Genomic DNA, 26697 nt, shown 5'->3' with positions numbered 1-26697 from the left:
CTGGCATGATGCTTGATAAATTAATTGAATAAGTTAAAAACAATTTTCAATTAACTACCTGTTTATTCCCTAAATCAGGGATTTTGTATCATTTAACCAACATTAGCTATGAAAAAGACACTCATTCTCACCGCTTTCCTGGGCATGCTATTTTCCATGAACACATTTGCCCAAGGTCTTCATTTCGGAATCAAAGGAGGTCCAAGTTTCTCAAATTACACGGGAAGTGGATTTGATGGATATGACTTCAACAGCATTACAAATTTTCATGCTGGCGCATTTGTGGAGCTTAACCTCTTTGAAACTCTTTCCCTCCAACCAGAGCTATTATATTCAACCAAAGGCTCCACCTTATCTGGAATTGGCAATGATATTGAGAACAAATTAGGCTACTTATCCATTCCAGTACTAGCCAGGGTTTACCTTATTCCTGACAAATTCAGTATTGATTTTGGCCCTCAAGCTTCATTTTTATTAAGTGAAACCGAAAATGTCAACATATCAGATTCAAAAACCTTTGATTTTGCCCTTGCCGGTGGTGTAACTTTACACCTATTTGGACCTCTATTTGTTCAGGGGAGATACAACCTTGGATTGACCGATGTAAAACCGGACGCTAATGTAAAAAACTCCGTCATCCAGCTTTCGGCAGGTCTGAGGTTCTAAAATCCAAAGCAAATTATCGAAACATATAGGTGAAGTGAAAAAACGGGAGCTTTGTGAAGGCGAAGCTCCCATTTTTTTATTTTCCAAAGCACTAAAAATTACTGGTCTTTCAGAATAAAAATTCGAATTATTAGTGATAACTTGTGGTTTAGCAAATTATTTAGCAAATTTTGTTAATTCACAAGGTATGAAATCGAAGATTTCCAGAATTTTTCCCAAAAAAACTGTTTTAATTTCATTACTGACCTTTCTTTTAAATTTTTATTGGGCTATTGCCCAAGATCATGAAAAACCCGCAGACACGTCAATATCAAAAAGAGAAAGGAAAGTTTCGATCATTCCCTTGCCAGCGATAGCTGGAGATCCCACCTCTGGTTTGATTATAGGTGTAGCACCGGCATTTTCCTGGACCATGGGCAATCCCGAAACCACAAGTATGTCAACTGCCCTAGGCTTAGGGCTGGTTACAACCAAAAGACAGCTTTATACTTCCCTTAGGTCTAATGCTTTTTTGAAAGATGATTCTTACACTATTTTGACCGATTTCAGGTTCAATATTAACAATCAACCTACCTATGGCCTAGGAACTAAAATCTGGGAAAGACCTTGGGAATCTGGCAGTGTTAGCAGGGAATCAGGTGATCTTAAAAAAGAGATGATATTTTTCAGACATCTCCGATTATATGGAATTGCCATGAAAAGATTGCAGAACTCCCGGTTTTTCTACGGTCTTGGGTACCATTATGACCAAATGTTCAAAATTGATGATAAAAGCCTTAACCTTGAAGCGTCTCCACAAGAACTGACATTTCATGAAGTGTTTCAAAGGGAAAAAGGTTTACCTACTAAAAGGTACAAACAATCTGGGGTTTCGTTAAATGCAGTTTATGACAGTAGAGACAATGTGGCCAATCCTTATAAAGGTCAATACCTCTTTGCTTCCTGGAGGGGGTTTTCAGAAATTCTGGGCAGTACGAGCAACAGTGGTACCTTATGGTTAGAGTACAGGGATTACTTTAGGTTAAGCAAAGAAAGACCAAGGAATTTACTGGCCTTGTGGACTTATGCCTGGTCAGTTACCAATGGAGAAGTACCTTATATGTTTTTGCCAGCTGTTGGCTGGGACATGTTTGCCCGATCCGGAAGGGCTTATACCCAAGGCAGGTTCAGAGGTGAAGATGTGGTTTACACCGAACTAGAGTGGAGATTTCCGCTTCAAAAAAACAAGGAGAGGTTTGGTGGAGTCATATTTGCGAATAGCAGTACCGCTAGCAGCCGAACTGAAGACATCAATTTGTTCAGTCACTTCCAATTGGGCTATGGTCTTGGTTTGCGTTACATGGTTTTACCCAAAAAACGGATCAATATTGCTCTTGATTATGGATTTGGGGTTCGGGGAGCCTCAGGAATATTCCTTAATGTGAATGAAATGTTTTGATAATTTAGTACTTTCGATGCTGAACCTATATAACCTATTTTCATGAAACTTTACAGATCAGCAAACAAAATCATCATAGCGCACGAAGGCAAACATTATATTGCCCAAACGCAGGATTGGGATCATTTGGTCAATCAAAGCAACCTGTACAAAAAACTACAGGAAGAAATAAACCCATTTAATGAGGTCATTTGGGAAGCAAAGGACCTAAAAGCTCCCATAGGCACTCAGGAAATTTGGGCAGCAGGAGTCACTTACATGCGAAGTAAAGAAGCTAGAATGGAGGAATCCAAAGAAAGTGGCGCAGCAGTTTTTTATTCCAAAGTTTATGATGCCGAAAGACCTGAATTATTTTTCAAATCCACCCATTACAGGGTAGCAAATCCCGGCGGTCAAGTGAACATTCGCAAAGATTCCAAATGGAATGTTCCTGAACCAGAGCTTACCCTATTTATCAACAAGGACAAAGAGATAGTAGGCTATACCATTGGAAATGACATGAGTTCCCGCGATATAGAAGGCGAAAACCCCCTCTACCTTCCGCAGGCAAAATGCTATGATTACTCAGCAGCTATTGGTCCCTGCCTTTGGATCCCCAAAGAACCCATTGATCCTGATACCAAAATTTACATGAAAATCGAAAGGAACTGGAAAACAGTATTTGAAGGTCAGATTTCAATCAACCAGATGAAACGGAAACATGGAGAACTGGCTGAATACCTGACCAGAGAAATGAGTTTTCCAAAAGGAGTCTACCTTATGACAGGGACTTGCCTTGTTCCAGATGACAGTTTCACGTTGCAAGCTGATGACATTATCCATATTGAAATTGACGGAATTGGAAAACTTACCAATAAGGTAGTTATAGGCTGAAAAGTCCATAAAATGGACTTCAAGTAAATCATTTTGGTTTTTTTGTGGTTGTAATAATATATCCATGTTTTTTTTTCTAACCAAAATTGATTTTATGAAAGCATCAGACCTATTTGTCAAAGCATTGGAAAAAGAAGGAGTAGCATTCATCTTCGCCGTACCAGGTGAAGAAAACCTGGATTTACTTCAGTCCCTTAAAAATTCAAAAATCAGACTTATCATAACCCGGCACGAACAAGGTGCCGGTTTTATGGCTGCCACATATGGAAGACTGACCGGAAAACCCGGAGTATGCCTATCTACCTTGGGACCAGGTGCCACTAATCTCGTAACCCCTGCAGCATATGCCCAATTGGGAGGCATGCCCATGTTGATGATCACAGGTCAAAAACCTATTAAGAAAAGTAAGCAAGCCAGGTTTCAGATTATTGACGTGGTAGATATGTTGAGGCCAATTACCAAATACACCAAACAAATCGTCAATGCGAATAATATAGCATCCCAGATCCGAGAAGCCTTCCGATTGGCAATTGAAGAAAAACCTGGGGCCGTCCATTTAGAATTTCCTGAGGACATTGCCCAAGAAGATTGTCCCGAAGATCTATTTGAACCCATTGGGCATCTCATTCCCAAAGCAGATGATAAGGCCATAGATGCCGCAGTGGAAATGATCCATCAGGCAAAGATGCCCCTGCTTTTGATCGGTGCAGGTGCCAATAGAAAAATAACCTGTCAGGCACTAAGGGAATTTGTGGATCGAACAGGTATCTATTTTTTCACTACCCAGATGGGAAAAGGAGTTATAGATGAAAGGCACAATAGATATTTGGGTACAGCAGCTCTGTCTTCCAATGACTTTATCCATACTGGAATTGATGCAGCGGATCTGATCATCAACGTGGGGCATGATGTTATCGAAAAACCTCCATTTTTTATGAAAAAAGGAGGAAAAAAAGTCATCCATATCAACTTCTCACCAGCTGAAGTTGATCCTGTCTACTTCCCTCAATTAAATGTAGTGGGCGATATTACCCAAACTGTCAGAAGGCTTTCCCAAAAAATCCATCCCCAAAAAGATTGGGATTTTGAATTTTTCGGAAAAGTAAAATCCCATGTTCATGGCCATCTTAGCAAATACTTCGAAGACCAACGCTTTCCCATGCTCCCCCAAAGGTTGGTAAACCTCCTCCGTAAGTATTTGGCCTCCGAAGATATCATCACTTTGGACAATGGGATATACAAAATTTGGTTTGCAAGGAATTACACCTGTCACCAACCCAATACCTTACTACTGGATAATGCCTTGGCAAGTATGGGCGCAGGATTACCATCTGCCATGATGGTCAATATGCTTTATCCTGACAGAAAAGTAGTGGCTGTGTGTGGAGATGGTGGTTTTATGATGAACTCCCAGGAAATGGAAACCGCTGTAAGACTAGGCTTAGACCTTACTGTCATTGTGCTCAATGACCAAGCTTATGGCATGATCAAGTGGAAACAGGAAGATATGGGATTTGACAATTTCGGTTTAGATTATCAAAATCCTGATTTTGTCAAATATGCGGAAAGTTATGGAGCCAAAGGTTTCAGACCAGTTTCTGATCAGGATTTTCAGGATATTCTACAAAACTGTCTAAGTACAGATGGCGTAAAACTCATCGACCTAGCAGTGGATTATTCTTTGAATCATCCGATATTAAATGTTATGTTGAAAGAAAAAGCACAAAAACTATGAGCGAAAAGAAAACATTGAAAGTCTTTTCACCTTTTGATAAAAGTTTGATAAAAGAAATTCCAATGGCGGGTGAGAAAGAGGTAGAAAATGCTCTTCAAAAAGCATATGCCTTATTTTTAGACCGAAAGCAATGGATTCCTGCGTATAAAAGAATTGAAATATTGGAGAAAGTTCAAAAGCTTATGGAATCCAGGGTGGAATCCCTGACCAAAACTGCTGCAGCAGAAGGAGGAAAACCATATTTGGACTCCAAGGTCGAAGTTTTACGTGCCATCAATGGTGTCAAGATTGCTGCTGAGGAAATCGGAAGGCTAACAGGAAAGCAAATTCCCATGGGATTAACCCAAGCTTCAGTGAACAGGATCGCATTTACAACAAGAGAGCCCATAGGAGTTGTAGCATCAATTTCAGCCTTCAATCACCCATTAAATTTAATTGTACATCAAACAGTAACTGCTTTTGCGGCAGGATGCCCTGTAATTGTTAAGCCTGCATCCACTACGCCGCTTTCTTGTTTGTCTTTTGTTGGACTCCTCAAGGAAGCCGGTGTGCCGGAAGATTGGGTACAGGCCCTTATCATCGATAATGAGGAAGCAGAAAAACTGGTCACTGACAAGAGGGTCAATTATTTATCATTTATTGGTTCGGCAAAAATAGGATGGTACCTGAAATCCAAATTGGCCCCGGGGACGCGATGCGCCCTGGAACACGGCGGAGCTGCCCCGGTGATAGTAGAAGCAGATGCCCAATTGAATGAAATGATTCCTGCTCTGGTAAAAGGGGGTTTTTATCACGCTGGTCAGGTATGTGTTTCCGTGCAAAAGGTATTTGTACATGAAAGTTTAGCCAGAAAAGTAGCCGGAGAAATGGCGAAATTGGCAGAAAAGCTAATTGTCGGTAATCCCTTAGATGAAAAAACGGAAGTTGGTCCCCTGATTTTGCCAAAAGAAGTGGACCGGGTTGAAGATTGGGTCAATGAAGCCAAGAAAAATGGAGGAGAAATCCTTTGTGGCGGAAAGCGCCTTTCTGACACCTGTTATGAACCAACTGTAATTTACAACCCTCCCCAAAATGTGAAGGTGTCCCAGGAAGAGATTTTTGGGCCGGTAGTTTGTGTATATCCCTATCGGGAAAGGGAAAAAGCCATTGAGCAGGCCAATTCTCTACCCTATCATTTTCAGGCTGCTGTTTTCACCAAAGATCTGGACATTGCATTGGACACAGTACAGAAACTCAATGCTACTGCTGTTATGGTCAATGACCATACTGCTTTCCGAGTGGATTGGATGCCATTTGGTGGACGTGATGCTTCAGGAGAAGGACTAGGCGGCATCCCCTATTCCATGCATGAAATGACAAGGGAGAAGTTGATGGTGGTGAAAAGTAAGCACTTGTAAAGCACGAAGTCTGAAATCGGATTTCGGAATTAGGTATTGATTCTTAAACCTTAGGATTTTGAACCGTTCGGATTTAAGAATTTCATTAAAAAGAGCCTTTAAAAAATTCAGCAGGTCAAAAAGTTCTAAGGCTTCACCTGGTCATTTCGAAATTTTAAAATTTTGCATTTTCAGATCATAAAATAACAAAAGGTTTCACGCAGCGGGAGCAGCGATCGCCGCGAGAAATGGCTTTTTGTCATTGGTGCGAAGGAGAAATCTAAAAACGCAACGCATGATTTTAAACCACAAAGTTAAGGGCAGGACGAAATGTCAGATGTTGGAGCTGGGGAACAGTGAAGGATGGAATTAGGAAATGGTAATAACCTTTGAGTGCGCCACATCGTACTCAAAGGTTATTTCAATATTATTTCATTTTACATGGATTGCAGATTAAAAATCTGCTGTATCGCTTCACGAAATTAAAATTTTTCGAGAAGCTGGATTTTTATAATGTGAGAAATATAAAGACCGATATTGGATTTTGGAAATCCACCTTCCGAAATCACCCTTTCCACTTCCGAAATCCTGACTTGATTCCTGCTTCTAGTCTCTTGCATCTTGCCTCAAGGCACTTGGTACATTGTACTACCCTCCTCAAGTCCTATACCCCCTAATCCCCTTCCAAAAAAGAATCCTTCCCAATTACCTCAAAACAAGTAATCAATCCAAGCTTTTTTTCTATTTTGAAAACATGAAAAAACACGGATGGTTGATCCTTGTCATAGGAATCATTTTTGGATTTACCCTGGCCAAAACTACGGGGAAAATTACTAGAAAAAAGGTAAAGGCAGCTCAGGAACTTCTGGGAATCAGGTTCGAAAATGAAACCATAGCTACCATGCTGGATTATTTGAATAATAATCTTAAAGGTTATGAAAGCATGCGCAAATTCCCCCTGGACAATTCCATCAGTCCAGCTTTGATTTTTGATCCAATACCTAATGATGTTGTAATCAAAAAAGATGAAGGTCTGAATCCTTGGAAAATAAATGAAGGGGCTGTTTTGCCTGATAACCCTGATGAACTCGCTTTTTATCCTCTTTTAGATCTGGCGGGATTAATCTATACAAGGAAAATCAGTGCTACTGACCTGACAAAATTGTACCTTAACCGCATTCAAAAGCATGATCCTAAACTCTTGAGTTTTGTAACAATTACTGAGGATCTGGCCTTACAGCAGGCACAAAAAGCAGATGATGAATTATCCAAAGGCCTTTACAGAGGTCCATTGCACGGCATTCCTTATGGCATTAAAGACCTAGCTGCTGTCCCGGGTTATCCTACAACATGGGGCGCTGCACCATTCCAAAACCAAGTAATTGATGAAATAGCTACCGTAGCAAAAAAACTGGAAGATGCAGGGGCAGTCCTACTTGGCAAACTGGTCTCAGGTAGTCTAGCAAGAGGGGATGTTTGGTTTGGCGGTAAAACCAAGAACCCTTGGGATTTGGATCAAGGGGCCACAGGCTCTTCAGCAGGTTCAGGAGCAGCAACTGCAGCTGGTTTGGTTGCTTTTTCTATTGGCACAGAAACATTGGGTTCGATCATCGCCCCTTCCACACGCACAGGAAGTACGGGTTTAAGGCCCACTTTTGGTGCTGTCAGCAAACATGGATTTATGGTACTCTCCTGGTCAATGGATAAAGTTGGCCCAATCTGTCGTTCTGCAGAAGACTGTGCCTTGGTTTTTGATTATATCCGTGGGGTGGATCCAAAAGATAGAACAACAAAAGCTGCAGCATTTAAACCCTTGAACAAGTTAGATATCACTCAACTAAAAGTCGCTTATTTCCACGAGCTTTTTGAGAAGGATAGTTCTTCTTCTGGCCATAATAACCAAAGAACCTTGGATGAGTTGAAAAAAATAGGGATTAACCCCATTCCAATTTCTATTCCACAGAATTTCCCCTTTGAAGTATTTGATATCATTTTAAGAGCTGAATCAGGGGCTTTTTTTGATGAACTTGTTCGCTCTGGTACAGTGGATCAACTTGAAGAGCAACATGAAGGTTCACGTGCCAATTCTCTCCGCCAATCTAGATTTATTCCTGCTGTGGAATATTTGCAGGCCAACAGGCACAGGACACTGCTTATCCAGGATTTTCATGACCTTATAAAGGAATTTGATCTGGTTCTTTCACCTACTTATGCAGGAAATCAATTACTAATGACCAACCTAACCGGGCATCCGGCACTTAGCCTTCCCAATGGATTTGACGATAAAGGCAGACCTACCAGCCTCACATTGATTGGTAATTATTTTGGAGAAGATAAGTTGGTTAGTTTGGCCAGTATTTACCAAGAAGCATATAAATACCATGGTCTAGTTCCCCTTTCGGTGAAATAATCATTCAAAAAAATTAACTTATGCTATAAATATGAAGCATGTTCTTCCCATTATTGTCATCGCCCAGTTTCTGTGTACTTCCTTATGGTTCGCAGGTAATGCGGTACTTGGAGATATGGCAGCAGAACTGAACCTGGCCTCAGCCTTTTTGGGAAATATCACTTCAGCAGTACAGCTAGGCTTTATTTCAGGCACTTTGATATTTGCTATTTTTACAATAGCAGATAAGTTTTCTCCTTCCAATGTATTCCTGTCCAGCGCTATTCTCGCCTCAGTGTTTAATATTGCTATCAGCCTAAAAGGGTTGACTGGAATTCAAATTCTATTTTTAAGATTTGGGACAGGTTTTTTTCTGGCTGGAATTTATCCTGTGGGTATGAAAATCGCTTCTGATTATTTCCAAAAAGGTTTAGGAAAATCTCTGGGTTTATTGGTTGGTGCTTTGGTATTAGGAACTGCCTTTCCCCATTTAGTAAGGAGTATTTCCGATGAATTACCTTGGCGAATCGTGCTGTATACCACTTCTACTTTATCAGTTATTGGAGGACTAATGATTTGGATATTGGTACCAAATGGCCCTTTTCGCAAACCCAGTCAAACCTTTGATTTCACAGTCTTTTTCAAAATATTTCAGGTCAGATCATTCCGGACTGCAGCCTTGGGCTATTTTGGCCACATGTGGGAACTATATGCATTTTGGGCTTTTTTACCAGTATTCATCCAATATTTTGGTAAACTACATGGGCAGGAATTGAACATTTCCTTTATCAGTTTTGCCATTATCGGATTAGGGGGATTATCCTGTGCTATGGGAGGCTATCTATCCGAAAAATTCCATCCCGGTCAAATAGCCAAATTCGCATTGGCTATATCGGGAATTTGTTGTTTCTTGTCTCCTTTGATTCTGTCACAACCCTATCCTGTGGTATTTTTATTATTCCTTATGATTTGGGGTTTATCCGTAACCGCTGATTCACCTATGTTTTCAACCTTGGTAGCTCAAAACTCACCTGAAATGAACCGAGGTACAGCTCTGACAATTGTAAATTCTATTGGATTTGGAATATCTGTTCTCAGTATACAACTATTAAACTTTCTGAATTTTATGGTTCCTAATCGTTTTCTTTTTCTCGTTCTGGGATTAGGACCTGTTTTTGGATTGTTTTATTTTGTTAAAGAAAAATTGAAATGAAGTTATGGATAAGTCATCTTGGGCAGAGGAAATCTCCCTTTTAAAATCTTTGGCAGAACAAACTGAATTAGAGCATAGCATCAAATGGGGAATTGATGTGTACACCTACAAAGGAAAGAATGTAATGGGTATTGCCCCTTTCAAGAATTATGTTGGAATTTGGTTTTACAATGGGGTTTTTATGAAAGATCCCAAGGGAGTTTTTATAAATGCCCAAGAAGGAAAAACCAAGTCACTTCGACAATGGAGGTTCAATTCAATGGAGGAAATTGACGAAGCTTCAGTATCCGCTTATATCAAAGAGGCTATTGAAAACGAAAAAGCGGGAATTAAGCTGGTACCGGCCAAGCCTGGGCAATTTGAAATGCCTGAATTTCTGGAAAAAGCCCTGGAATCAGATGCGCTGCTTAAAACAGCATTTGACAAACTTACCCCGGGTAAGCAAAAGGAATATGCAGAACATATTGGCGGAGCGAAAAGAGAACAAACACAAATTGAGCGCTTGGCAAAGGTCCGTCCAATGATCCTTGAAGGAAAGGGACTCAATGACAAGTATAAAAAATAGAATGATAAAGTTGAAAATTTACTAAACGACTATTTCAGTAAACATAGCAACCCGTACTTTGGATTCAGCTTTTCATTTTACCAAAACCTAGACCAGACAAGCCTTGTTTGTCTCTGTCAATAAATGTGTTGGAATTGAAAAAAATTTTGGGCCAGGAATTAGATATTTTAATCACTTGGAATAATATACCCAATTCTCTTAACAATAGGATATTCAAAAAAAGATCACAAATAGAAATGAGGACAATAAAACTTTCCCTGTTATTAATTTTTCTTTCATCCTATCAATTCTGCTTAAGTCAATCAGAGCATTTCAAATCTTTTTATGTCCCTGCTGAAGATGGAGTCCGATTGGCAGTGGATGTATATTTTCCTGAAAACTATCAAGGTCAAAAACTTCCAGTTTTGTTTGAATTTACAAGGTATTGGAGGGGTAGTGAAGATCCACAAACAGGTAAGCCTAAACCCTCGCTTAGAAGAATTGATAAGTTATTCCTCGAAAATGACTATATCCTGGCCAAAGTTGATGTAAGAGGTACGGGTGCTTCTTATGGTATCAGGACTGGTGAATATACTCCCACCGAAGTAAAAGATGCCTATCATGTGGTAGATTGGATGGTAAAGCAAGATTGGTCGGACGGAAATATTGGAGCATTTGGAGGGTCATATTCAGGTACTACGGCTGAATTGTTATGTGCTACTGGACATATGGCCATTAAGGCAGTAGTGATTGGTTGGTCAGATTTTAATGTATTTGAAAGTCCAATAAGGCCTTATGGCATGTTGGCAACAGGATTCATTTCACAATGGAGTCAGATGGTCAACTGGATGGATCAAAACTCCTCCGAAAATTTAGGAGCTAGTGTAAGACGTGTAACTGAATTCGTTCCCACTGAAGCGATTAAAGAGCATTCAAACAATCCCATTGTTTTGGAATCAGCAACTAAAGCAAGATTTAGAGATTCTAAATTTGCCGAATTCACCTATGAAGAAAGCGATCCACTTTTCTGGAAAAAAGAAATCCAGGAATCTAAAGTCCCCATGTTAGTACTTACCAGCTGGCTGGATGCTGGTACTGCGGAAGGAAGCTTACTTAGGTTGGAACATTTCACAAATCCCCAAAAAGTCATCATGAAGCCTACCTCACATGGTGGTGCCTACCATGCAAGTCCATTTAAAGTTTCGGATCAATTGATCTCCCCTGAACCTTCTGTCCGGGAACAAATGCAAATGCAATTGGACTTTTTTGATTTCCACCTGAAAGGTAAGCAAGTTGGAGTTGAAAATTGGCCGACTATCAGGTATTACAATTTTGGTGAAGAAGCATTTAAAGAATCTGATGTTTGGCCTCCTAAAGGGCAAAAAAGATTGAAATATTACTTGGGAAGTAATGGCACATTGAAACTTATAGCCTCAGCTGATGATTCAGGTGAAGATCAATATAAAGTCAACTTTGAAGTCAGTACTGGAACCAATAACCGATGGGCTACGCAATTAGGAAAACCCATCCTGAATTTAGATAATAGAAATCATGCAGATTCTATGATGCTGACTTATACCAGTGAGCCACTAAAGGAAGATCTTCAAATAACAGGAACACCTTTTATTACCCTCCAGCTTTCTTCCACACATCAGGAGGGAGCATTATTTGTTTACCTAGAAGATGTAGATCAACAGGGTAGAAGTAGATATTTAACTGAAGGTGGTCTTTTGCTTGAAAACCGCAAACTATCATCAAATGATATGTTTGAAGGTATCCCCTACCATTCATTTCGTGAATCTGATGCATCTCCTATGCCAGTGGATCAAATCCAGGAAATCAGCTTAAAGTTATGGCCAACATCTATTTTGATAAAGAAAGGACATTCTATCAGGGTTGCCATTTCAGGAGCAGATAAAGACACGTTTGATCGTGTTCCAGAAGAAGGAACTCCGATAATAAGTATATACAGGAACAAAATGAACGTATCGTTTATTGATCTTCCCATTATTCCAAATTAAAAAAATCCTCTCAGGATCCGTTCAAAATCAACATATATTGCCTTGAATATTTCTTCTATTTAATAGCATTTCCTTATCAATAAATCTTTGTGCTCCTATCCCCCCTCTTAATACAGGCTTATTTCTAATTTGAGACCAAAAGTGGTTTTAATCTGACAATGTCCTCACCAATTCTCTTGCCACCATTTCCAGTAACAAGCATCAAAGACTATAAAAAGGCTTCTTTCGCCAAACTGTTGGCCAATTGCTGTCGCAATGCCCTGAGAATTGCTGAGAAAAAGGGCAGGAATTGCATTTTACTTCAAGGCATCTACGGGTATTTTCAGATATCCTATCGCCGAAGCCACCAAAATCGCCTTCCATAAATATGCAGCATTAGCCTCTAAACTCCATTATGAACGCACTATCCGAATGGCCCTTTAAAGCGAAAAAGACCTGCAAGAACACCACAGGGTATTCCAGCAGGTCTTTGGGGAATAATGCTTATTTACTATTATCAAGCGACTATTGGGAGGTAATAATTTATTGAGTCAAAAACAATACAACTTTAAGGTTTCAGATACCTCAAAGGATATGTCAGTTCCAACTTTTGAAATCCCTTTTCCTAAGTTAAGCATATTTAATTTCTACTTTATTACCTGTCCTGAGGGATTCAAAAATTGCATCAATAATAACCATATCCTTCCATCCTTCTTCTCCATCAACTGGAATGACTGCTTTTTTACCATCTAATATGATGGCAGCCATTTCTTCCATTTGAGTGGTCTGATGGGTCACATGGGGCAAATCCAAACGCCCCTTGTTCGTCCAGCTACGGATGGGACCATATCCGGTGGATGGCTGCATTTCCGCAAATCCATTGTCTCCGTTCAGGAAAAATTTATCCAGATAATTCATATTATAGGTAGATAGGCAGGAAGCAATAGCCCCTGAAGGGAAACCAAGCTGGAATGTAATAGTCTCGTCAACACCCTCTTTAAATTTAACAGGATCGGTTTTGACCTCTTGGGCAGTCACCCAAAAAGGATCCTCTCCTATCATATACCTTGATCCATTTATAGCATATATTCCAATGTCCATCATGGCACCTCCTCCTGCTAACTCCCTGTTCAATCTCCATTGGGTGGGATCACCAATCCTAAAGCCACTCAAACCTTGGAAGAACCGGATTTTACCCAATTCCCCTTCCCTTTGCATCCTTACAATTTCTAAAGTATTGGCTTCAAAGTGCATTCGGTAACCGATTAATAGATGAACCTCTGCCTTTTTACAGGCTTCAATCATTTCTTTCCCTTCTTTGGCATTAATAGACATGGGCTTTTCACAGATCACATGTTTACCGGCCGCAGCTACCCTGAGAGTTTGAGGATGATGTTGGGCATTAGGCGTAATGATGTACACTGCGTCAATATCCGGGTTATTTTTAATTGCATCAAAGTTGTCGTAATTGTAACAATTTTTATCAGGAATATTGAACCTGGTCTGCCAATCTTTGACCTTTGAAGGTGTACCACTGATCACTCCTGTTATCTTAGCCCTTTTGCAATCTTTCATTGCATCTGCAACCCTATTGGCATAACTACCAAGTCCCATAATAGCCACTTTAAGTACTTTTTCATTTTGGTGGACTTCTTTGGAATGGGCAAACACCTCAGTACTAACACCGGATACCAAGGGAAAACTTAAGGCAGTAGCTGTTAATTTTTGTAGAAAATCTCTTCTGGAATGCATAAGATAGGTTTTTTGGGTTTGAGATTAATTTTGATAATCATTTACTAATTTAACCATTTTACCTTTATTTATTTACCTTCGAACTCCAAATTTCTTGGTTTATTAAACAACGTTTACTTATATTAGACTGTTTAACAAATCTTTATGGGAATTGCCGAAAGAAAATTAAGGGAAAAAGAGCAGCTAAGAGAATTAATTTTAGATGCTGCAAGAAATCTTTTTTTCAAACATGGATTTGAAAAAACATCCATTAGAAATATTGCAGAACAAATAGAATACAGCCCTGGAATTATTTACCATTACTTCAAAGACAAAAATGAGATTTTTCATGCCTTGCATCAAGAGGGTTTTGAAAACCTTAAAATCAAAATGGAGTCTGTGATGAACATAGCTGATCCCATGGGAAGGTTAAAGGCCCTGTGCAAAAATTATGTCCTCTTTGCCCTTGAAAATCCAATCATATATGACCTAATGTTTACTTTAAAAGCTCCAATGGAACATATACTTGAGGAGGATGAAAAAACATGGAAAGAAGGGGAAGGTATTTTTGAAATGTTGAAGAAAAATGTAAGAGAATGTATAATGAAAGGGTATTTCAGGGGGCAAAATGCTGATAATGCAACTTATGCTATATGGGCAAGCTTACATGGTTTGGTAACTTTAAAAATCAGAGACCGCTCCAGCTTACTTAAAGTCAATGATGCAGAGAACCTGGTAATCAATAGTTTCCAATCTTTTTCATATATGTTGGATAGGCAATAAATCTCAAATATCTGGGCCAATTTCTTTTTAAGCATTCTATTTCTTTGAGGAAGAACTAATTACCGAGTGGGACTGTTTATTGGATGAAATATGAATAAAAACATCTTACCAACTCTTTTTTCACTTATCCTTTTACTCTTTATTGTGGCCAATTATTCAATCGACAAAAAAACTTTCCAAAGATTTGTTTCTAATCCTGACTTGGTTACCGTAAATCCCTATCCAGATTGGAAGGGTACACCTTTGGATGAAAATGGTAGGTTCTCCAATTTATATATACCATTTGAATCGAGTTTTGTGGAATTATTAAAATGGCAAACCAGTATAAACCCACAGAAACAACTTAAAAAAAATGAATCCAGAAGATTGATTGTTGACTTTGATTCAACTGTCTTTCATGGAAACGAAGATTATTTGATGTGGCTTGGTCACGCTACCTTTTTAATGAGAATTCATGGCAAAGTTTTTCTAATTGATCCGTTTTTATTTGATAATGCTTTCCTTAAAAGAGAAAGTGAACTTCCTTTTCCGGTTGAAAAATTACCAGCCCTGGATTACTTGCTTTTGTCCCATAACCATAGGGATCATCTTGATTCAAAATCCATAAAATACCTTACAGAGAAAAACAATAATTTAAAAATCCTTACAGGATTGGGAATTGAAAGTATAATCAAATCCTGGTCAAATGGCCATCCTATCCAAGAAGCAGGATGGTATCAACAATATTCCCTTTTGGATTCCGCCATTCAAATCACTTATGTCCCCAGTAGGCATTGGTCCAGGCGCTGGATTTGGGATGATAATAAAAGCTTATGGGGTGGATTTTTTATCCAAAACGAAGATTACAGTATTTATTTTATGGGAGATAGCGGCAATGGACCACATTTCGAGGATATAAAAAATACACTTGGACCTCCTGATTATTGCCTTATGGGAGTGGGTGCCTTCAAACCGGAATGGTTTATGCATCAGGCACATATTAGTCCAAATGATGCCATTGATGCATTCAATGTCTTAAATGGAAAATATTTTATTCCCATGCATTTCGGTACATTGGACCTTTCTGATGAGCCAAGAATGGAACCTTGGGATATTTTGGTCCAGAATAAGGAAAGTATCAATGGTGCATTGATCAATCCTATTCTTGGGAAAAATTTACTCCAAAAAAATTGATCTTTACCCAAATCTTTAACTTTGGGTAAATATATAATATGATTGTCCGCTTTCATGACAGTGGAATAATCACAATAGAATAAACCTAAGATTTCAAACCAATATCAATGAACAACTTGTCCGCCGAGGTGGATCCAATATCTATTAATATCAGGTTGATTTAAGACCCAATTTAAATTGGTTACTGGTCTAATTGCGGATATACATAATATATAATCACTTTTCTTGTCAATTAATTTCCATGAAAGAAATCCAAGTAATAGCATTTGACGCAGACGATACACTTTGGGAAAATGAACCCTATTTCAGGGAAGCAGAAAATAAATTCTGTTCCTTGCTGGAGGATTATTTACCCCATCATACTGTGAATCAGGAACTTTTTAAAACCGAAATTCAAAATTTACCCCTTTATGGCTATGGCATCAAAGGGTTTATGCTCAGCATGATCGAAACCATACTCAAAGTCACTGAAAATACCGGGCATGTCCGTTTGGTAGAACAGTCCCTAATGATAGGAAAAGAAATGTTATCCAAACCTATAATGCTATTGGAAGGTGTAGAAGAGGTTTTGAAAGAATTAAACGGTTCTTATCGAATGGTCATGGCTACCAAAGGGGACCTTATGGACCAGGAGCGGAAACTGATCCAATCAGGGCTTGAAAAACACTTTCACCATATAGAGATTATGAGTGATAAAAAGGTGAATGATTACAGAAAGCTTTTGCGACACTTGGACTGTGCTCCTGAAAACTTCCTAATGGTTGGGAATTCATTGAAATCAGATGTTTTACCTGTGCTGGAGTTGGGTGGATATGCAGTACATATTCCTTATCATATCACATGGATCCATGAGGAAATAAGCCATTCCATTGAGCATCCAAATTTTCATCAACTCGAAAATATTAAACAGATAATCAGCATATTAAAAAATTGATTATCACCAAGTACTATTTTCCGATAATCAGTAATATCCACCTTCAATCATCATTTTATATAATATCCAATTTCCGTTCAAATCAAGAATAACTTGGTCTGTTCCCATTTATTTCCATTCAGATAAGAGCTCTTATGTTCAGCCGAAGTTTCAATATAATTCCATATCTTGCTGATCATCAACAAATTGAACCAATCTCTTTCTGAACAAAACTACTTATGGATGAAAAAGGCCCTTCCATAGTGGAAATCTTGTATAAAAACACTGGCATGCAGCTGGAAGACTGGATTTCCATGATCAAAGTATTGAACTTTGACAATCAGGATGAAATGGTCAAATTTTTAACAGAGCATGAAGGTTTAACTAATAAAACAGCGCGTTTTATTGCCTTCAAAGCAATGCGATCCATAAAAACAAAATAGGAGAACTGTTTTATATTTTTAAATTTAGGCATGAATAAAGCATTTCTGTATCTATCTCTGATTTTACTCACTTTTTGCCAGTCAAAAAAAGAGGAGTCTCCAAAATATCCAGTCTTGGGCTATATCCAGAATGGCAATTCTATTTTGGAAATTTCAGAAATTGTTACTGATCTGGAAGTACCTTGGGACATTGATGCAGCTGTACCATGGAAACTTTGGTTTACTCAGGTAAGCGGGACGGTTCACCTTTTGGATTTAGCTACCGGAGAACAAAAAAATGTATTCACAATAACCGATCTAATCGCCAAAAAATCTTATGGTTTATTGGGAATGGCTGTATACCCTGCTAAGGATTGGGTTTTCCTTCATTATACATTTGCTTTAAATAAAGGGGAAATTGATGAACAGATTCTTTCAAGATTGGTCCGATATAGTTTTGATGGGAATACCCTAATTGATCCACTTATTTTAATGGATAGTATTCCAGGTGCTACATACCACAATGGGTCCCGGATTGTGATCTCTCCAGATGAAAAATTATTTTTTTCCTTGGGTGATATAGGAATCATCGATTCAGTTTTGGATGATGGTTTTGTAGGAGGTAAGATCCACCGCCTGAACCTTGACGGTAGTATCCCTACCGATAATCCAATTCCCGGAAGCAGTGTTTGGGCTAAAGGATTTAGAAATTCCCAGGGTCTGGTTATTGGTAAAAACAACATGCTTTATGGCTCTGACCACGGAGCGATTACAGATGATGAAATAAACCTCATTCAAAAAGGAGGAAATTATGGATGGCCTGAAGTCCATGGCTATATTGACCAAGTGAAAGAAAAATCGTATGCCGGAAATCATACAGTGATAGAGCCTCTGATAGCGTGGACACCTACCATAGCATCTGCAGGACTTGCATACTACCCTACTGATCATATACCGGAATGGGAAAACAGCCTCTTGCTAGCCACCATGAAAGGAATGTCCATAAGAGTATTACACCTTAACGAATCCGGAGATCAGATCCTATCTGAGGACATATTCCTTCAGAAAACATTTGGAAGAATTCGGGACATTTCAGTAGGACCTGATGGAAGTATTTATTATTGCACCAGTAATAAAGATTGGCATCCCCGTTTCCAACCTTGGCTATATGATGATTTGCCTTCAGGGCCTGACAGAATAATGCGTATCAGGATATTGGAGCAAAATGAAAAGCTAGTACCTGGAAAGCCCATATATAAAAAAGATCCTGCTGCCTATGAAATCAAGGATGAAGATTGGAATTTCAAAGTAGGTGAGGAATTAGAAGAAGGAGCAAAACTCTACACCAGTCATTGCCTCCTCTGTCATGGTCCTGAAGGAAAAGGTTCAGAGGATCTTATACCTCCTATTTCCAAAACAGATTGGGTAACCGGTGACAAAGGCCGATTGATCCGTCTCATTCTTACTGGAATATCAGGTCCTATTCTGGTCAATGGCAAAACATATAACCAGGAAATGCCTGCTTTTGACCATCTCAGCGATAAGGAAATTGCAGATCTGTTGACTTTTATACGAAATCAATTTGGAAACAGTGCCAATCCAATTATCCCAGGGGAGGTTTATGAAGAAAGAAAAAGTATATTGAGGTAGCTGTGGAAATGGTAATTTTTATCACAGAATGTCGGTAGGAATTTTTGTAAATTGGTTCCAATTAAAACAAATAAGCCATGGCATATCATATAACAAAAACCGTTGGAAAACAGGACTTTGCAGAACTGAAAGAAAAAGTCATAGAAGCCCTTAAAGCAGAAGGTTTTGGGGTACTTACAGAAATCGATATTCAGGCAACTATGAAGAAAAAGCTAGATAAGGACTATAAATCATTTGTAATATTAGGTGCCTGTAATCCGATTTTTGCAGATAAAGTTTTAAGTATTGACCCACATATAAGTGCCTTTTTACCTTGCAATGTAAGCATAAGAGAAATGGAAAATGGAGAAATGGAAGTATCTGCTATTGATCCTATGGTTGCGATGAGTGGATTTGGAAATGATTCAATTGCCCCTTTAGCAGAAGCGGTTAAAGAAAAGCTGAGCAAAGTGGTGGAATTAGTAAACTAATAAGCACGAATCAAAAATTTTCGTTGTTTAAATAACCGGCTGCTTATATCGATATGGTATAAGCAGTTTTTTTTTTTAATGCATGACCAATATCATTTGAATATTCTTATCTATCTATTAATTTCATGTCAATAAGTTAGCTTCTTCAAAAAACATTTTTTCAATTCAACAAAACCACCGTCCTGACAGCAAGTTGATTCCGGCCACAAATGACCGGAAATCAGCGCATTTATTGGCAACAGATAACCTTTAAACGTCAAATTCGGTGAAAGCTTTGTCTTTGATATTTTACATGCATCAACCCATTTTATTGAAGAATTACCGCTTCTTTGAAATTGGTAAAGGTCACGACTATTTCAACACCAATTCCAATACTGAAGTCATTAAAAGCCTTGAGACTAATAGCTTTGGACCTATCAATAAGGTTTTACTTGAAATATTTCAGCGAACGGATCTTAAATTCAAAATAGGTTTTTCATTCTCAGGATCTACATTGGATTTGATGGAAACCTTTTGTCCTTCTGTAATCAAGAATTTAAAAAAAATGAATGATTTGGGCAATGTGGAATTTCTATCCCAAACCTATTCCCAATCCAACCTATCTTTGAAATCAAAGCAAGAGTTCAGAGAACAAATCCTAGCACAAAAGCAAAAAATTTTCAATATTTTCGGACAATTACCCAGAGCATTTCTCAACCTTACAGGTTATTCTCCTTCCTTTCTTTGCAAAATATTAAGTGAAATGGGTTTTAAGGTTTGGGTCCAACCACAAAAGCTGGAAAATAAAATCCCCTTTGGACAATCATTTAATTTCTATCAAACTGTTGCAACGCCAATAATGAAAATTTTGATGGCAAGCCATCTATTTGAACAAAATCTATTTGTATCCAGCAAACAATTTAAAGAAATAGATTTATCGCATGAAGTAGCCTTAAAAAGAATAGAAATGACCTTCAAGAAATATGAGATGGTCTGCATTTTGCTAAATTATGCAGATTTGGACATTACAAAACCTAAAACTGAAAAGCTTATTCAATTTTTAAAAAATATTCCTGCATTTGCCAAGGACAAAGGTATTGAGTTTTTCACCCCAAGTGAACTTCAAGGAAGCAATAAATTCAACTCTTCCCTTCTTCTTTTAAATAAAAGAGGAATATCAAAAAAGGAAGGAAGTGTTAAAATGAACAATCTACAATCTGAAATATTGGAGATTTTAAACGCCATGCGGGATGATGTTTTTAAAACAAAGGATGAAGAAATCTTAAAAACATGGTTCTGCCTTCAGGATAATCGCAATTTCAGTCAATTGGAGTTTGAGGCGGATCCATCCTATTGCAAACCAGAATCAGCTGTGAAATCTTATATCAATTTTAGAAATATATTAGAAGACTTTTCGCAGAGAGTGAAGCAGCAATTGCTCAACAACAACCTTACCTATAAAAGTAATTTCAATTTTAAAACTCCCCAAGACCTGCCCACTCTTTCCGGTGAAACCTTGAGGCTTTACTGAAGGGAGAATTAAGTCAAAGTTTTTTCCAATGGGAATCCATATGCCAATTTCCATTTTCTTCTTTTAAAGTTGCAGACCACTCATATGATTTCGGCCAGTTCTTGAAAGTCTTGGCAAAAGCGTAAAGGAATTTCAAAGAAAGTCGATCTGCCTTTGGTTCCCAGCCAGCATCCGGATTTATTGAAATATGAACCTTACCTTCTTCAGTCTTGATCCTGTAGGTCCCTTTTACCTTCCCAGTGCTTTCCTCAGCCATTATCTCAAATTTTCCAGTTGTCATTATTCCATCCTGGATTAAATTAAACTGTGGAAATGCTGGAAAGAAAGTGAGACTAATTTGATGACCTTTTGTTGTTTTTTTCAGGCTTTTGATTTCTTTACCATTTCCATTTTTTTCAAGTTCGATTACATATTCACTCTCTAATACAGGATAAATTTTCCCCGCTTGAGCTGGATTGAAAGTTACAATAAAAGGGTCGGGAGAATATCTAACAAAATACATCCAAGCCCCATCCATGGGAATGGGCAACTTGTCTGGATGGTGTTCTCTATTATCAATTATTACATTAAATAAAGTCTGATTTCTTCTTACAAAATAAAAATCATAAAGGAAAACCAAAGGCATGGAAGATGGATTACTTGCAGCGTCTCCCATAGGTGCCAATAAGCCAAAGGGCTTTCTTTTTTTGGCATTAGACTCGGAAATTAGGACTTGGATTTTTCTTTGAAATTTGTCAGTAAAGGCAATATCCACACTTACACCATTATCAAATATTTCAAATTTTTTCTTTTGAAATTCCACCACTTGCATGCATCCAAGTCCTTTCCCGGCAATATCAAATTTGGAGGGATCAGGAAAAAGTGTTGATTCATGATAAACATCTATATGCATATCTTTTCGCCAAGCTATTACCAGCAGTCCTTCACCATTCTCAGGATCTTTGAAATATTGCGGTTCAAAACCTATGTAAACTCTATCAGGGTCCTTTTCAAAATTAACCAGTAAAAGCTTTTCCATGGGATCTACATGCAATGAAAAAGGTAGATAAAGCGGTAAATTTTCTTGCTTATAATAGGCTGGAGGTGTTTTCATGGCATTGTTTTGTTTATCCGTGTTACATCCCAAAAGAAAAATCAGGGTAATATAAAAAATCGGTATAATCATAACCTTGATTATCAGACCATAAAAATACCGGATGTGAAAAAATTTCATCATAATTTAAATCAAAACGGTATATGATTTAGGTCATGAAAAATTTAATAGAATTACACTATCTTTATTCAAGTAAACTAAAAAGTTTTCAATAAAATCATCTCCGATGAGATATGCTTTCCTTATTATAATTGGGCTCCACGCTCTTATACACCTTTTAGGATTTGTTAAAGGATTTCAGGTATTCGATTTAAAGGATTTTCCTTTACAAATTTCCAAATCCACTGGGTTGATTTGGTTGGGTGCATTTTTCATATTAGCAGTTACCATAGTATTTTACCTCATCAGACATCCCTTTTGGTGGCTATTCGGTTTTGCAGGCCTGATTTTATCCCAAATCCTAATTATTGGCCAATGGACTGATGCAAAATTTGGCAGTATCCCAAATATCATTCTTTTCCTTATAGTTATCATTGCTTTCTCCAAATTTGAATTCGAAAGAAAAGCCGATGGAGAAATCAAAAGTATTTTGAATGCCTCCAAACCTGTAAAACCCATTGAAGAAAAAAATCTTGATGGTCTACCGAAAGCAGTTCAGCGCTGGCTTAAATTTTCCGGTGTGATCGGAAAACCAGGAATTGAAAATCTATATATGGAACAATCCTACAAAATAAAACTCAAACCAGAACAAGAGAATTGGTATCATGCAAAAGCTAGCCAAACCTCAACTTCAGACCCACCCGCTTTTGTTTGGACGGTAGATATGCAAATGATGCCATTGGTCTTCACCTACGGCCGTGATAGGTTTATCCAAGGTGAAGGGGAAATGTTGATCAAGTTGCTTTCTTTTTTGCCTGTAGCTAAAGATGGCCCCAATCCAAAAATCAATGAAAGCGCATTACAAAGGTACATTGGAGAATTGGTATGGTATCCTTCTGCCTGCACATTGGATCAATTTAAATGGAGAGAGATTGATGAAAATACTGCTGAAGCCACAATGTCCTACCTTCAGACAGAAGGATCCGGGATTTTTGAATTTGACGAAGAGGGGAAATTGATCCGGTTTACTGCAATGCGTTATATGGGAAGCGGCGAAGATGCAGTGAAAATGGAATGGTTTGTTCAAGTCCTCGCTCATAGGGAATTTGATGGAATTATTCTCCCTTCCCAATGCACCGCAACCTGGCGGCTGGAATCAGGGGATTGGACATGGGCTGAGTTTGAAGTTGATAAAGTAATTTTCAATTTCCATCAATAATTATCATGAAGATATGTGATAATACTTACCATTTCATTCCTAATCTCTGAAGTTGGCCGCACAAAATTATTGTTCATAAAAACAAACCGATAAGTCTTTCCTTTTCTGGTTTCCATCCATCCACTTTGCAAGTGCATATTCCGTAGTGAACCTGTCTTTGCCCAGACAAATGGTTTCCCCTCATCAAGTTTATATGCTGTCCTTAATGTACCTGAAACTCCACCTGCAGGAAAAAAGCATTTTAATCTTTCTTTGTTGCCTACAATCCCTTCCAGTCTATTCAAAATTTCCAGTACTGTCATAGGCGTAAACAGATTGTACCTTGAAAGACCTGAACCATCTTCCCAAATTGGGACATTCTTCAATTCATTCAACCAATATTCATTGAGATAGTCAATGGTTTTCTTTGCATCCAATGTATCACTTATCATCCCAGAACAAAGAATCAAAATCTGCTCAGCCAGGAAATTGTCACTGGGAAGCATCATATGTTTATATAGGCTATCCGATGGGATACTGTAATATGTCTTTATATTTTTCCCTTTTTGCCTTCTTACAAGATTAACAGTCCTTTTCAAGGTATCCTGCAATAAATACCTGCTCATATGTAGATCCATAGGAAACGGAACCCTATCCTGAAATCCATCGGGTATGGGGAGATGGGGATAGATCAATTCATTCCCTGATTTGCTGCGTACAATATTAAATTTGTTCTGAAAAAGACTGGAATCAGGTTTAATGAAACTACCCATTGCTTTGGGACTCACCTGCAAACCTGCCTGACTATCCTTTGAAATAGTAGCTGTATTTCCATAAATCGGAAAAAGTGCAGGGTCAGAACGCCAATAGCTTGGTTCAAATACTATGGGATGCTGCTCAGCCAAAAAAATCTGATATGGTGTATTCCTCAAAAAATGAAAAACTTTCCCATTGTCAAGATCTGGATGAAGAAGAGATGGGTCTCCTGTAGCCCAAATTATCAATGAATCCCCGGAAACCTCATAGTGAAATGCTGGAATCGAGTCTCCGAGAATCTGCAACCCTGCATACAAGGTAAGCAATTTGGTGTTGGATGCAGGAACAAAATGTATATCTTCATGTTGGGAAAACACTATCTTCCCTCCTTCTTCCTGAAGGATAAAACCTACAAAGTGTTCTTGCATCAAAGAAGATTTATCAAAAAGTTTTCGGACTTTTCTTTCTGTAAGTTTTTGAGCACGGGTATCCAATCCAATAAATACCAAAATCAAAATTAGAAGCGAGCAATATTTTCTCATTAGGGCTTCAAATGTTTCTGCAAAAAATCTACAGTTGCAGTATTGACCTTTACCAAATTAGCATATTTCATCCAATGGTGTGAATCATCAGGAATTATCAAATATTCAAATGGCATCTTGCGCTCTTCAAACCTCCTGATCAAATCCACAGTCTGACTGACCTGAACATTCCTGTCATCATCTCCATGGATAAATAAAACTGGAGAAGTCCAGGTATCCAAATAGGCTAAGGGAGATGAATAGAATGCCGTTTTTTGTGCTTTTTCAAAGTCGGGCGCTTTTTCAAATCCTTCCGGCATTTCCAATCTACTTGACAGTTCGTGGACCCCATGGATATCTACCCCCACTTTAAATAAACCAGAATCCTTGGCAAGTGCCAAGGCTGTAAGATATCCGCCATAAGAACCGCCATAAATTCCAATTCTTTGATCATCTACCTGGGGTAAAGAAGCCAAATATTCACCAGCCGCTTTTACATCTAAATATTCTTCAGCACCTTGCCAATAAGTTCGTTCAGGTTTATGAAATTCATGGCCATATCCAATTCCCAATCTGAAATTGACCGATAGGACTACAAATCCCATATTGGCCAGGTATTGATTGATTGCATAAGTATTGGAATAATAATCTCCATAATGCCATCCCAGCAACATTTGCCTTTGTGGCCCACCATGTACAAATAGAACAGCAGGCTTTTTGCCTTCTCCTCCTTCCTTTTCAAAGATTTGTGCATGGATATTCAAACCATCTGGAGATTTAAAAATGACCTGCTTTGGTGTTAGCATTTGTTCCAAAGGAAAATCAGGTGGCAAAATGCTTTCTCCAATTACTTTCATTTGTCCGGTTTCCAAAGACAAAATGGTAGGTAGCATTGGCCTTTTTGAATTGGAAGAAATACAGGCTAAAAATTGATTTCCGGATAATATAACAGGATTGGTCTCTATGCTTTCACCCTGTGACCAAATATCCATTTTCCCGCTGAGAATATCCACCCTCCCAATGTGTCTTCTATCTATATCATCTTTCAGTGGACCGGTATTGGCTGTAAAAAGCAGAGATTTTTTATCCGGTGTCAATAGTACATGTTCAACCATGAAATTTCCTTTGGTTAGCTGCCTTGAAAGGCCAGCTTCAGCATCCATGGCATATAAATGAGGCCAACCATCCTCATAAGACAAATAAATCAATTGGTTATCTGCTGCCCAATGAAGATTGGCTCCACCATGGGTTGTGGAAATTGAACCTCTTAAGGTTTCCGGAGCTTTCCAGCGCATCTTTCCTTCTGTCGTTTGAATGTCAGCTGTCCAAATTTCCCAAGGATTATGTCGCTGTTCCAAAATGGGCTGTGGTTCTGGTTTTCCACCAGGCCTTCTGATAAAGGTTACTTTCCTGCCATCAGGTGACCATCTTGGACTTGTATCCCTGCTGAAGGAAGGGGAAAGGTAGCGAAGACTTTTTTCCCGAAGATCAAAAACAGCAACCATGGAATGTGTACCTCTATTGACTATAAAAAGCAAAAGATCCCCACTTGGTGACCAGCTCAAGTTAGCAACCGATCCTTTGATCTCAAATAATTGTGCGGGTTTTGGATCATTTAAGTCAAAAGTCCAAACCTGTCGGTTTTTAATGTAGGCAACTGTTTTGCTGTCTGGGGATACTATAGGTTCATCACCTTCAGTGATCATTTCAACCTTTCCATTAACCAATGCCAATTTCCATATTTCAACCTTCGGCATAAATGTGGACTGAGAGGGATTGATCCCTACATTCCAGTCCCAATTACTGCCATGCTCCCCTCCTCTTACAAAAATTAAGTTGTTCCCATCCGGCGTAAATTGTAAGCTGCTGATTTCTTGACCATCATCGACGGAGAAATTTGTAACCTTTTTAGTATCAAAATGAGGTGCTTGTGCTAAATAGATATTCCTTAGGCCTTTTTCATTCATGGCCCAGGCAATCCAATCTTTTGAATTGGAAGCTGTAAGCTCTGAAGGAAATGGGAAAGAAGTCACCTGCTCCATGGTGAAGCTTTGAGCGAAAAGGTTAAAACCTAATAGAAAAATGAAGATTGACAGCTTTACTTTTTTCATATCCATAATGTTAGCAGCACATAATTTAGCAAA

At 38.5% G+C, this 26697-nt stretch carries 22 protein-coding genes; 18 read left to right on the top strand and 4 right to left on the bottom strand.

The annotated features are described in order from the left end of the window. Positions 1 to 108 precede the first annotated feature (108 nt). The 10 genes from CLV48_RS00975 (at position 109) to CLV48_RS20455 (ending at position 12678) form a co-directional block, all read left to right on the top strand. Positions 109 to 666, top strand: coding sequence for a porin family protein (locus tag CLV48_RS00975; protein ID WP_106565376.1), 558 nt, complete (start codon positions 109 to 111; stop codon positions 664 to 666). Between the two features lie 187 nt (positions 667 to 853). Further along, entirely contained in the window at positions 854 to 2104 is a 1251-nt protein-coding gene (locus CLV48_RS00970) for a BamA/TamA family outer membrane protein (RefSeq protein WP_106565375.1), read from the top strand. A gap of 42 nt (positions 2105 to 2146) precedes the next feature. After that, the gene (locus CLV48_RS00965) at positions 2147 to 2977 is read left to right on the top strand and encodes a fumarylacetoacetate hydrolase family protein (protein WP_106565374.1); all 831 of its coding nucleotides are present in this window, start codon (positions 2147 to 2149) and stop codon (positions 2975 to 2977) included. Positions 2978 to 3071: 94 nt separating this feature from the next. Beyond that, complete coding sequence (locus tag CLV48_RS00960) at positions 3072 to 4712, top strand: acetolactate synthase large subunit (RefSeq protein ID WP_106566068.1); 1641 nt, start codon at positions 3072 to 3074, stop codon at positions 4710 to 4712. Beyond that, the gene (locus CLV48_RS00955; RefSeq protein ID WP_106565373.1) at positions 4709 to 6109 is read left to right on the top strand and encodes an aldehyde dehydrogenase family protein; all 1401 of its coding nucleotides are present in this window, start codon (positions 4709 to 4711) and stop codon (positions 6107 to 6109) included. The genes CLV48_RS00960 and CLV48_RS00955 overlap by 4 nt, the downstream gene beginning before the upstream one ends. Before the next feature lie 733 nt (positions 6110 to 6842). Continuing rightward, the gene (locus CLV48_RS00950; RefSeq protein ID WP_106565372.1) at positions 6843 to 8498 is read left to right on the top strand and encodes an amidase; all 1656 of its coding nucleotides are present in this window, start codon (positions 6843 to 6845) and stop codon (positions 8496 to 8498) included. A 31-nt stretch (positions 8499 to 8529) separates the two neighbouring features. Continuing rightward, positions 8530 to 9690, top strand: a complete 1161-nt coding sequence (locus CLV48_RS00945) for an MFS transporter (RefSeq protein WP_106565371.1) — start codon at positions 8530 to 8532, stop codon at positions 9688 to 9690. 4 nt (positions 9691 to 9694) lie between these two features. After that, positions 9695 to 10255 carry a YdeI/OmpD-associated family protein gene (locus CLV48_RS00940; RefSeq protein ID WP_106565370.1) on the top strand — a complete coding sequence of 187 codons (561 nt, stop codon included), beginning with the start codon at positions 9695 to 9697 and terminating at the stop codon, positions 10253 to 10255. Positions 10256 to 10491: 236 nt separating this feature from the next. After that, positions 10492 to 12255: a CocE/NonD family hydrolase gene (locus tag CLV48_RS00935; RefSeq protein ID WP_146140055.1), complete on the top strand. Its 1764-nt coding sequence runs from the start codon at positions 10492 to 10494 to the stop codon at positions 12253 to 12255. 267 nt (positions 12256 to 12522) lie between these two features. Then, the gene (locus CLV48_RS20455; RefSeq protein WP_170068972.1) at positions 12523 to 12678 is read left to right on the top strand and encodes a hypothetical protein; all 156 of its coding nucleotides are present in this window, start codon (positions 12523 to 12525) and stop codon (positions 12676 to 12678) included. Positions 12679 to 12864: 186 nt separating this feature from the next. On the opposite strand, the gene CLV48_RS00930 is transcribed toward CLV48_RS20455, so the two are convergent. Further along, positions 12865 to 13986, bottom strand: coding sequence for a Gfo/Idh/MocA family protein (locus tag CLV48_RS00930; RefSeq protein ID WP_106565368.1), 1122 nt, complete (start codon positions 13984 to 13986; stop codon positions 12865 to 12867). 144 nt (positions 13987 to 14130) lie between these two features. On the opposite strand from CLV48_RS00930, the gene CLV48_RS00925 reads away from it, so the two are divergent. The 7 genes from CLV48_RS00925 (at position 14131) to CLV48_RS00895 (ending at position 20886) form a co-directional block, all read left to right on the top strand. Then, positions 14131 to 14748 (top strand): TetR/AcrR family transcriptional regulator, encoded by a 618-nt coding sequence (locus CLV48_RS00925; RefSeq protein WP_106565367.1) that lies wholly within the window; start codon positions 14131 to 14133, stop codon positions 14746 to 14748. A 90-nt stretch (positions 14749 to 14838) separates the two neighbouring features. After that, on the top strand, positions 14839 to 15921 hold the full coding sequence (locus CLV48_RS00920; protein WP_106565366.1) for an MBL fold metallo-hydrolase: 1083 nt from the start codon (positions 14839 to 14841) through the stop codon (positions 15919 to 15921). Positions 15922 to 16162: 241 nt separating this feature from the next. Continuing rightward, the gene (locus tag CLV48_RS00915) at positions 16163 to 16855 is read left to right on the top strand and encodes an HAD family hydrolase (RefSeq protein WP_106565365.1); all 693 of its coding nucleotides are present in this window, start codon (positions 16163 to 16165) and stop codon (positions 16853 to 16855) included. A 218-nt stretch (positions 16856 to 17073) separates the two neighbouring features. Next, on the top strand, positions 17074 to 17277 hold the full coding sequence (locus tag CLV48_RS00910) for a hypothetical protein (protein WP_106565364.1): 204 nt from the start codon (positions 17074 to 17076) through the stop codon (positions 17275 to 17277). A gap of 30 nt (positions 17278 to 17307) precedes the next feature. After that, positions 17308 to 18906, top strand: coding sequence for a PQQ-dependent sugar dehydrogenase (locus CLV48_RS00905; RefSeq protein ID WP_245889443.1), 1599 nt, complete (start codon positions 17308 to 17310; stop codon positions 18904 to 18906). Positions 18907 to 18983: 77 nt separating this feature from the next. Further along, on the top strand, positions 18984 to 19376 hold the full coding sequence (locus CLV48_RS00900; protein ID WP_106565363.1) for a DUF302 domain-containing protein: 393 nt from the start codon (positions 18984 to 18986) through the stop codon (positions 19374 to 19376). Between the two features lie 265 nt (positions 19377 to 19641). Beyond that, a complete protein-coding gene (locus CLV48_RS00895; RefSeq protein ID WP_170068971.1) occupies positions 19642 to 20886 on the top strand; it encodes a polysaccharide deacetylase family protein in 1245 nt (414 codons plus the stop codon). Positions 20887 to 20899: 13 nt separating this feature from the next. On the opposite strand, the gene CLV48_RS00890 is transcribed toward CLV48_RS00895, so the two are convergent. Next, positions 20900 to 22102, bottom strand: a complete 1203-nt coding sequence (locus CLV48_RS00890; protein ID WP_245889442.1) for a hypothetical protein — start codon at positions 22100 to 22102, stop codon at positions 20900 to 20902. Positions 22103 to 22205: 103 nt separating this feature from the next. Between CLV48_RS00890 and CLV48_RS00885 the strand changes: the two genes are divergently transcribed. Then, positions 22206 to 23297, top strand: coding sequence for a DUF6544 family protein (locus CLV48_RS00885; protein WP_106565361.1), 1092 nt, complete (start codon positions 22206 to 22208; stop codon positions 23295 to 23297). Here the strand turns inward: CLV48_RS00885 and CLV48_RS00880 are convergent. Both CLV48_RS00880 and CLV48_RS00875 read right to left on the bottom strand, forming a co-directional pair. Next, positions 23291 to 24574, bottom strand: coding sequence for a D-alanyl-D-alanine carboxypeptidase (locus tag CLV48_RS00880; protein WP_106565360.1), 1284 nt, complete (start codon positions 24572 to 24574; stop codon positions 23291 to 23293). The two genes, CLV48_RS00885 and CLV48_RS00880, sit on opposite strands and share 7 nt — an antisense overlap. Further along, complete coding sequence (locus CLV48_RS00875) at positions 24574 to 26664, bottom strand: S9 family peptidase (protein ID WP_106566065.1); 2091 nt, start codon at positions 26662 to 26664, stop codon at positions 24574 to 24576. The genes CLV48_RS00880 and CLV48_RS00875 overlap by 1 nt, the downstream gene beginning before the upstream one ends. Between the last annotated feature and the right edge of the window lie 33 nt (positions 26665 to 26697).

The sequence above is a fragment of the Cecembia rubra genome (assembly GCF_003014575.1).
In the GTDB taxonomy this organism is placed as follows: Bacteria; Bacteroidota; Bacteroidia; order Cytophagales; family Cyclobacteriaceae; genus Cecembia_A; species Cecembia_A rubra.
The sequence above is the reverse complement of the archived record's forward strand: the minus strand, read 5'-3'. Positions and strand labels throughout refer to the sequence as shown.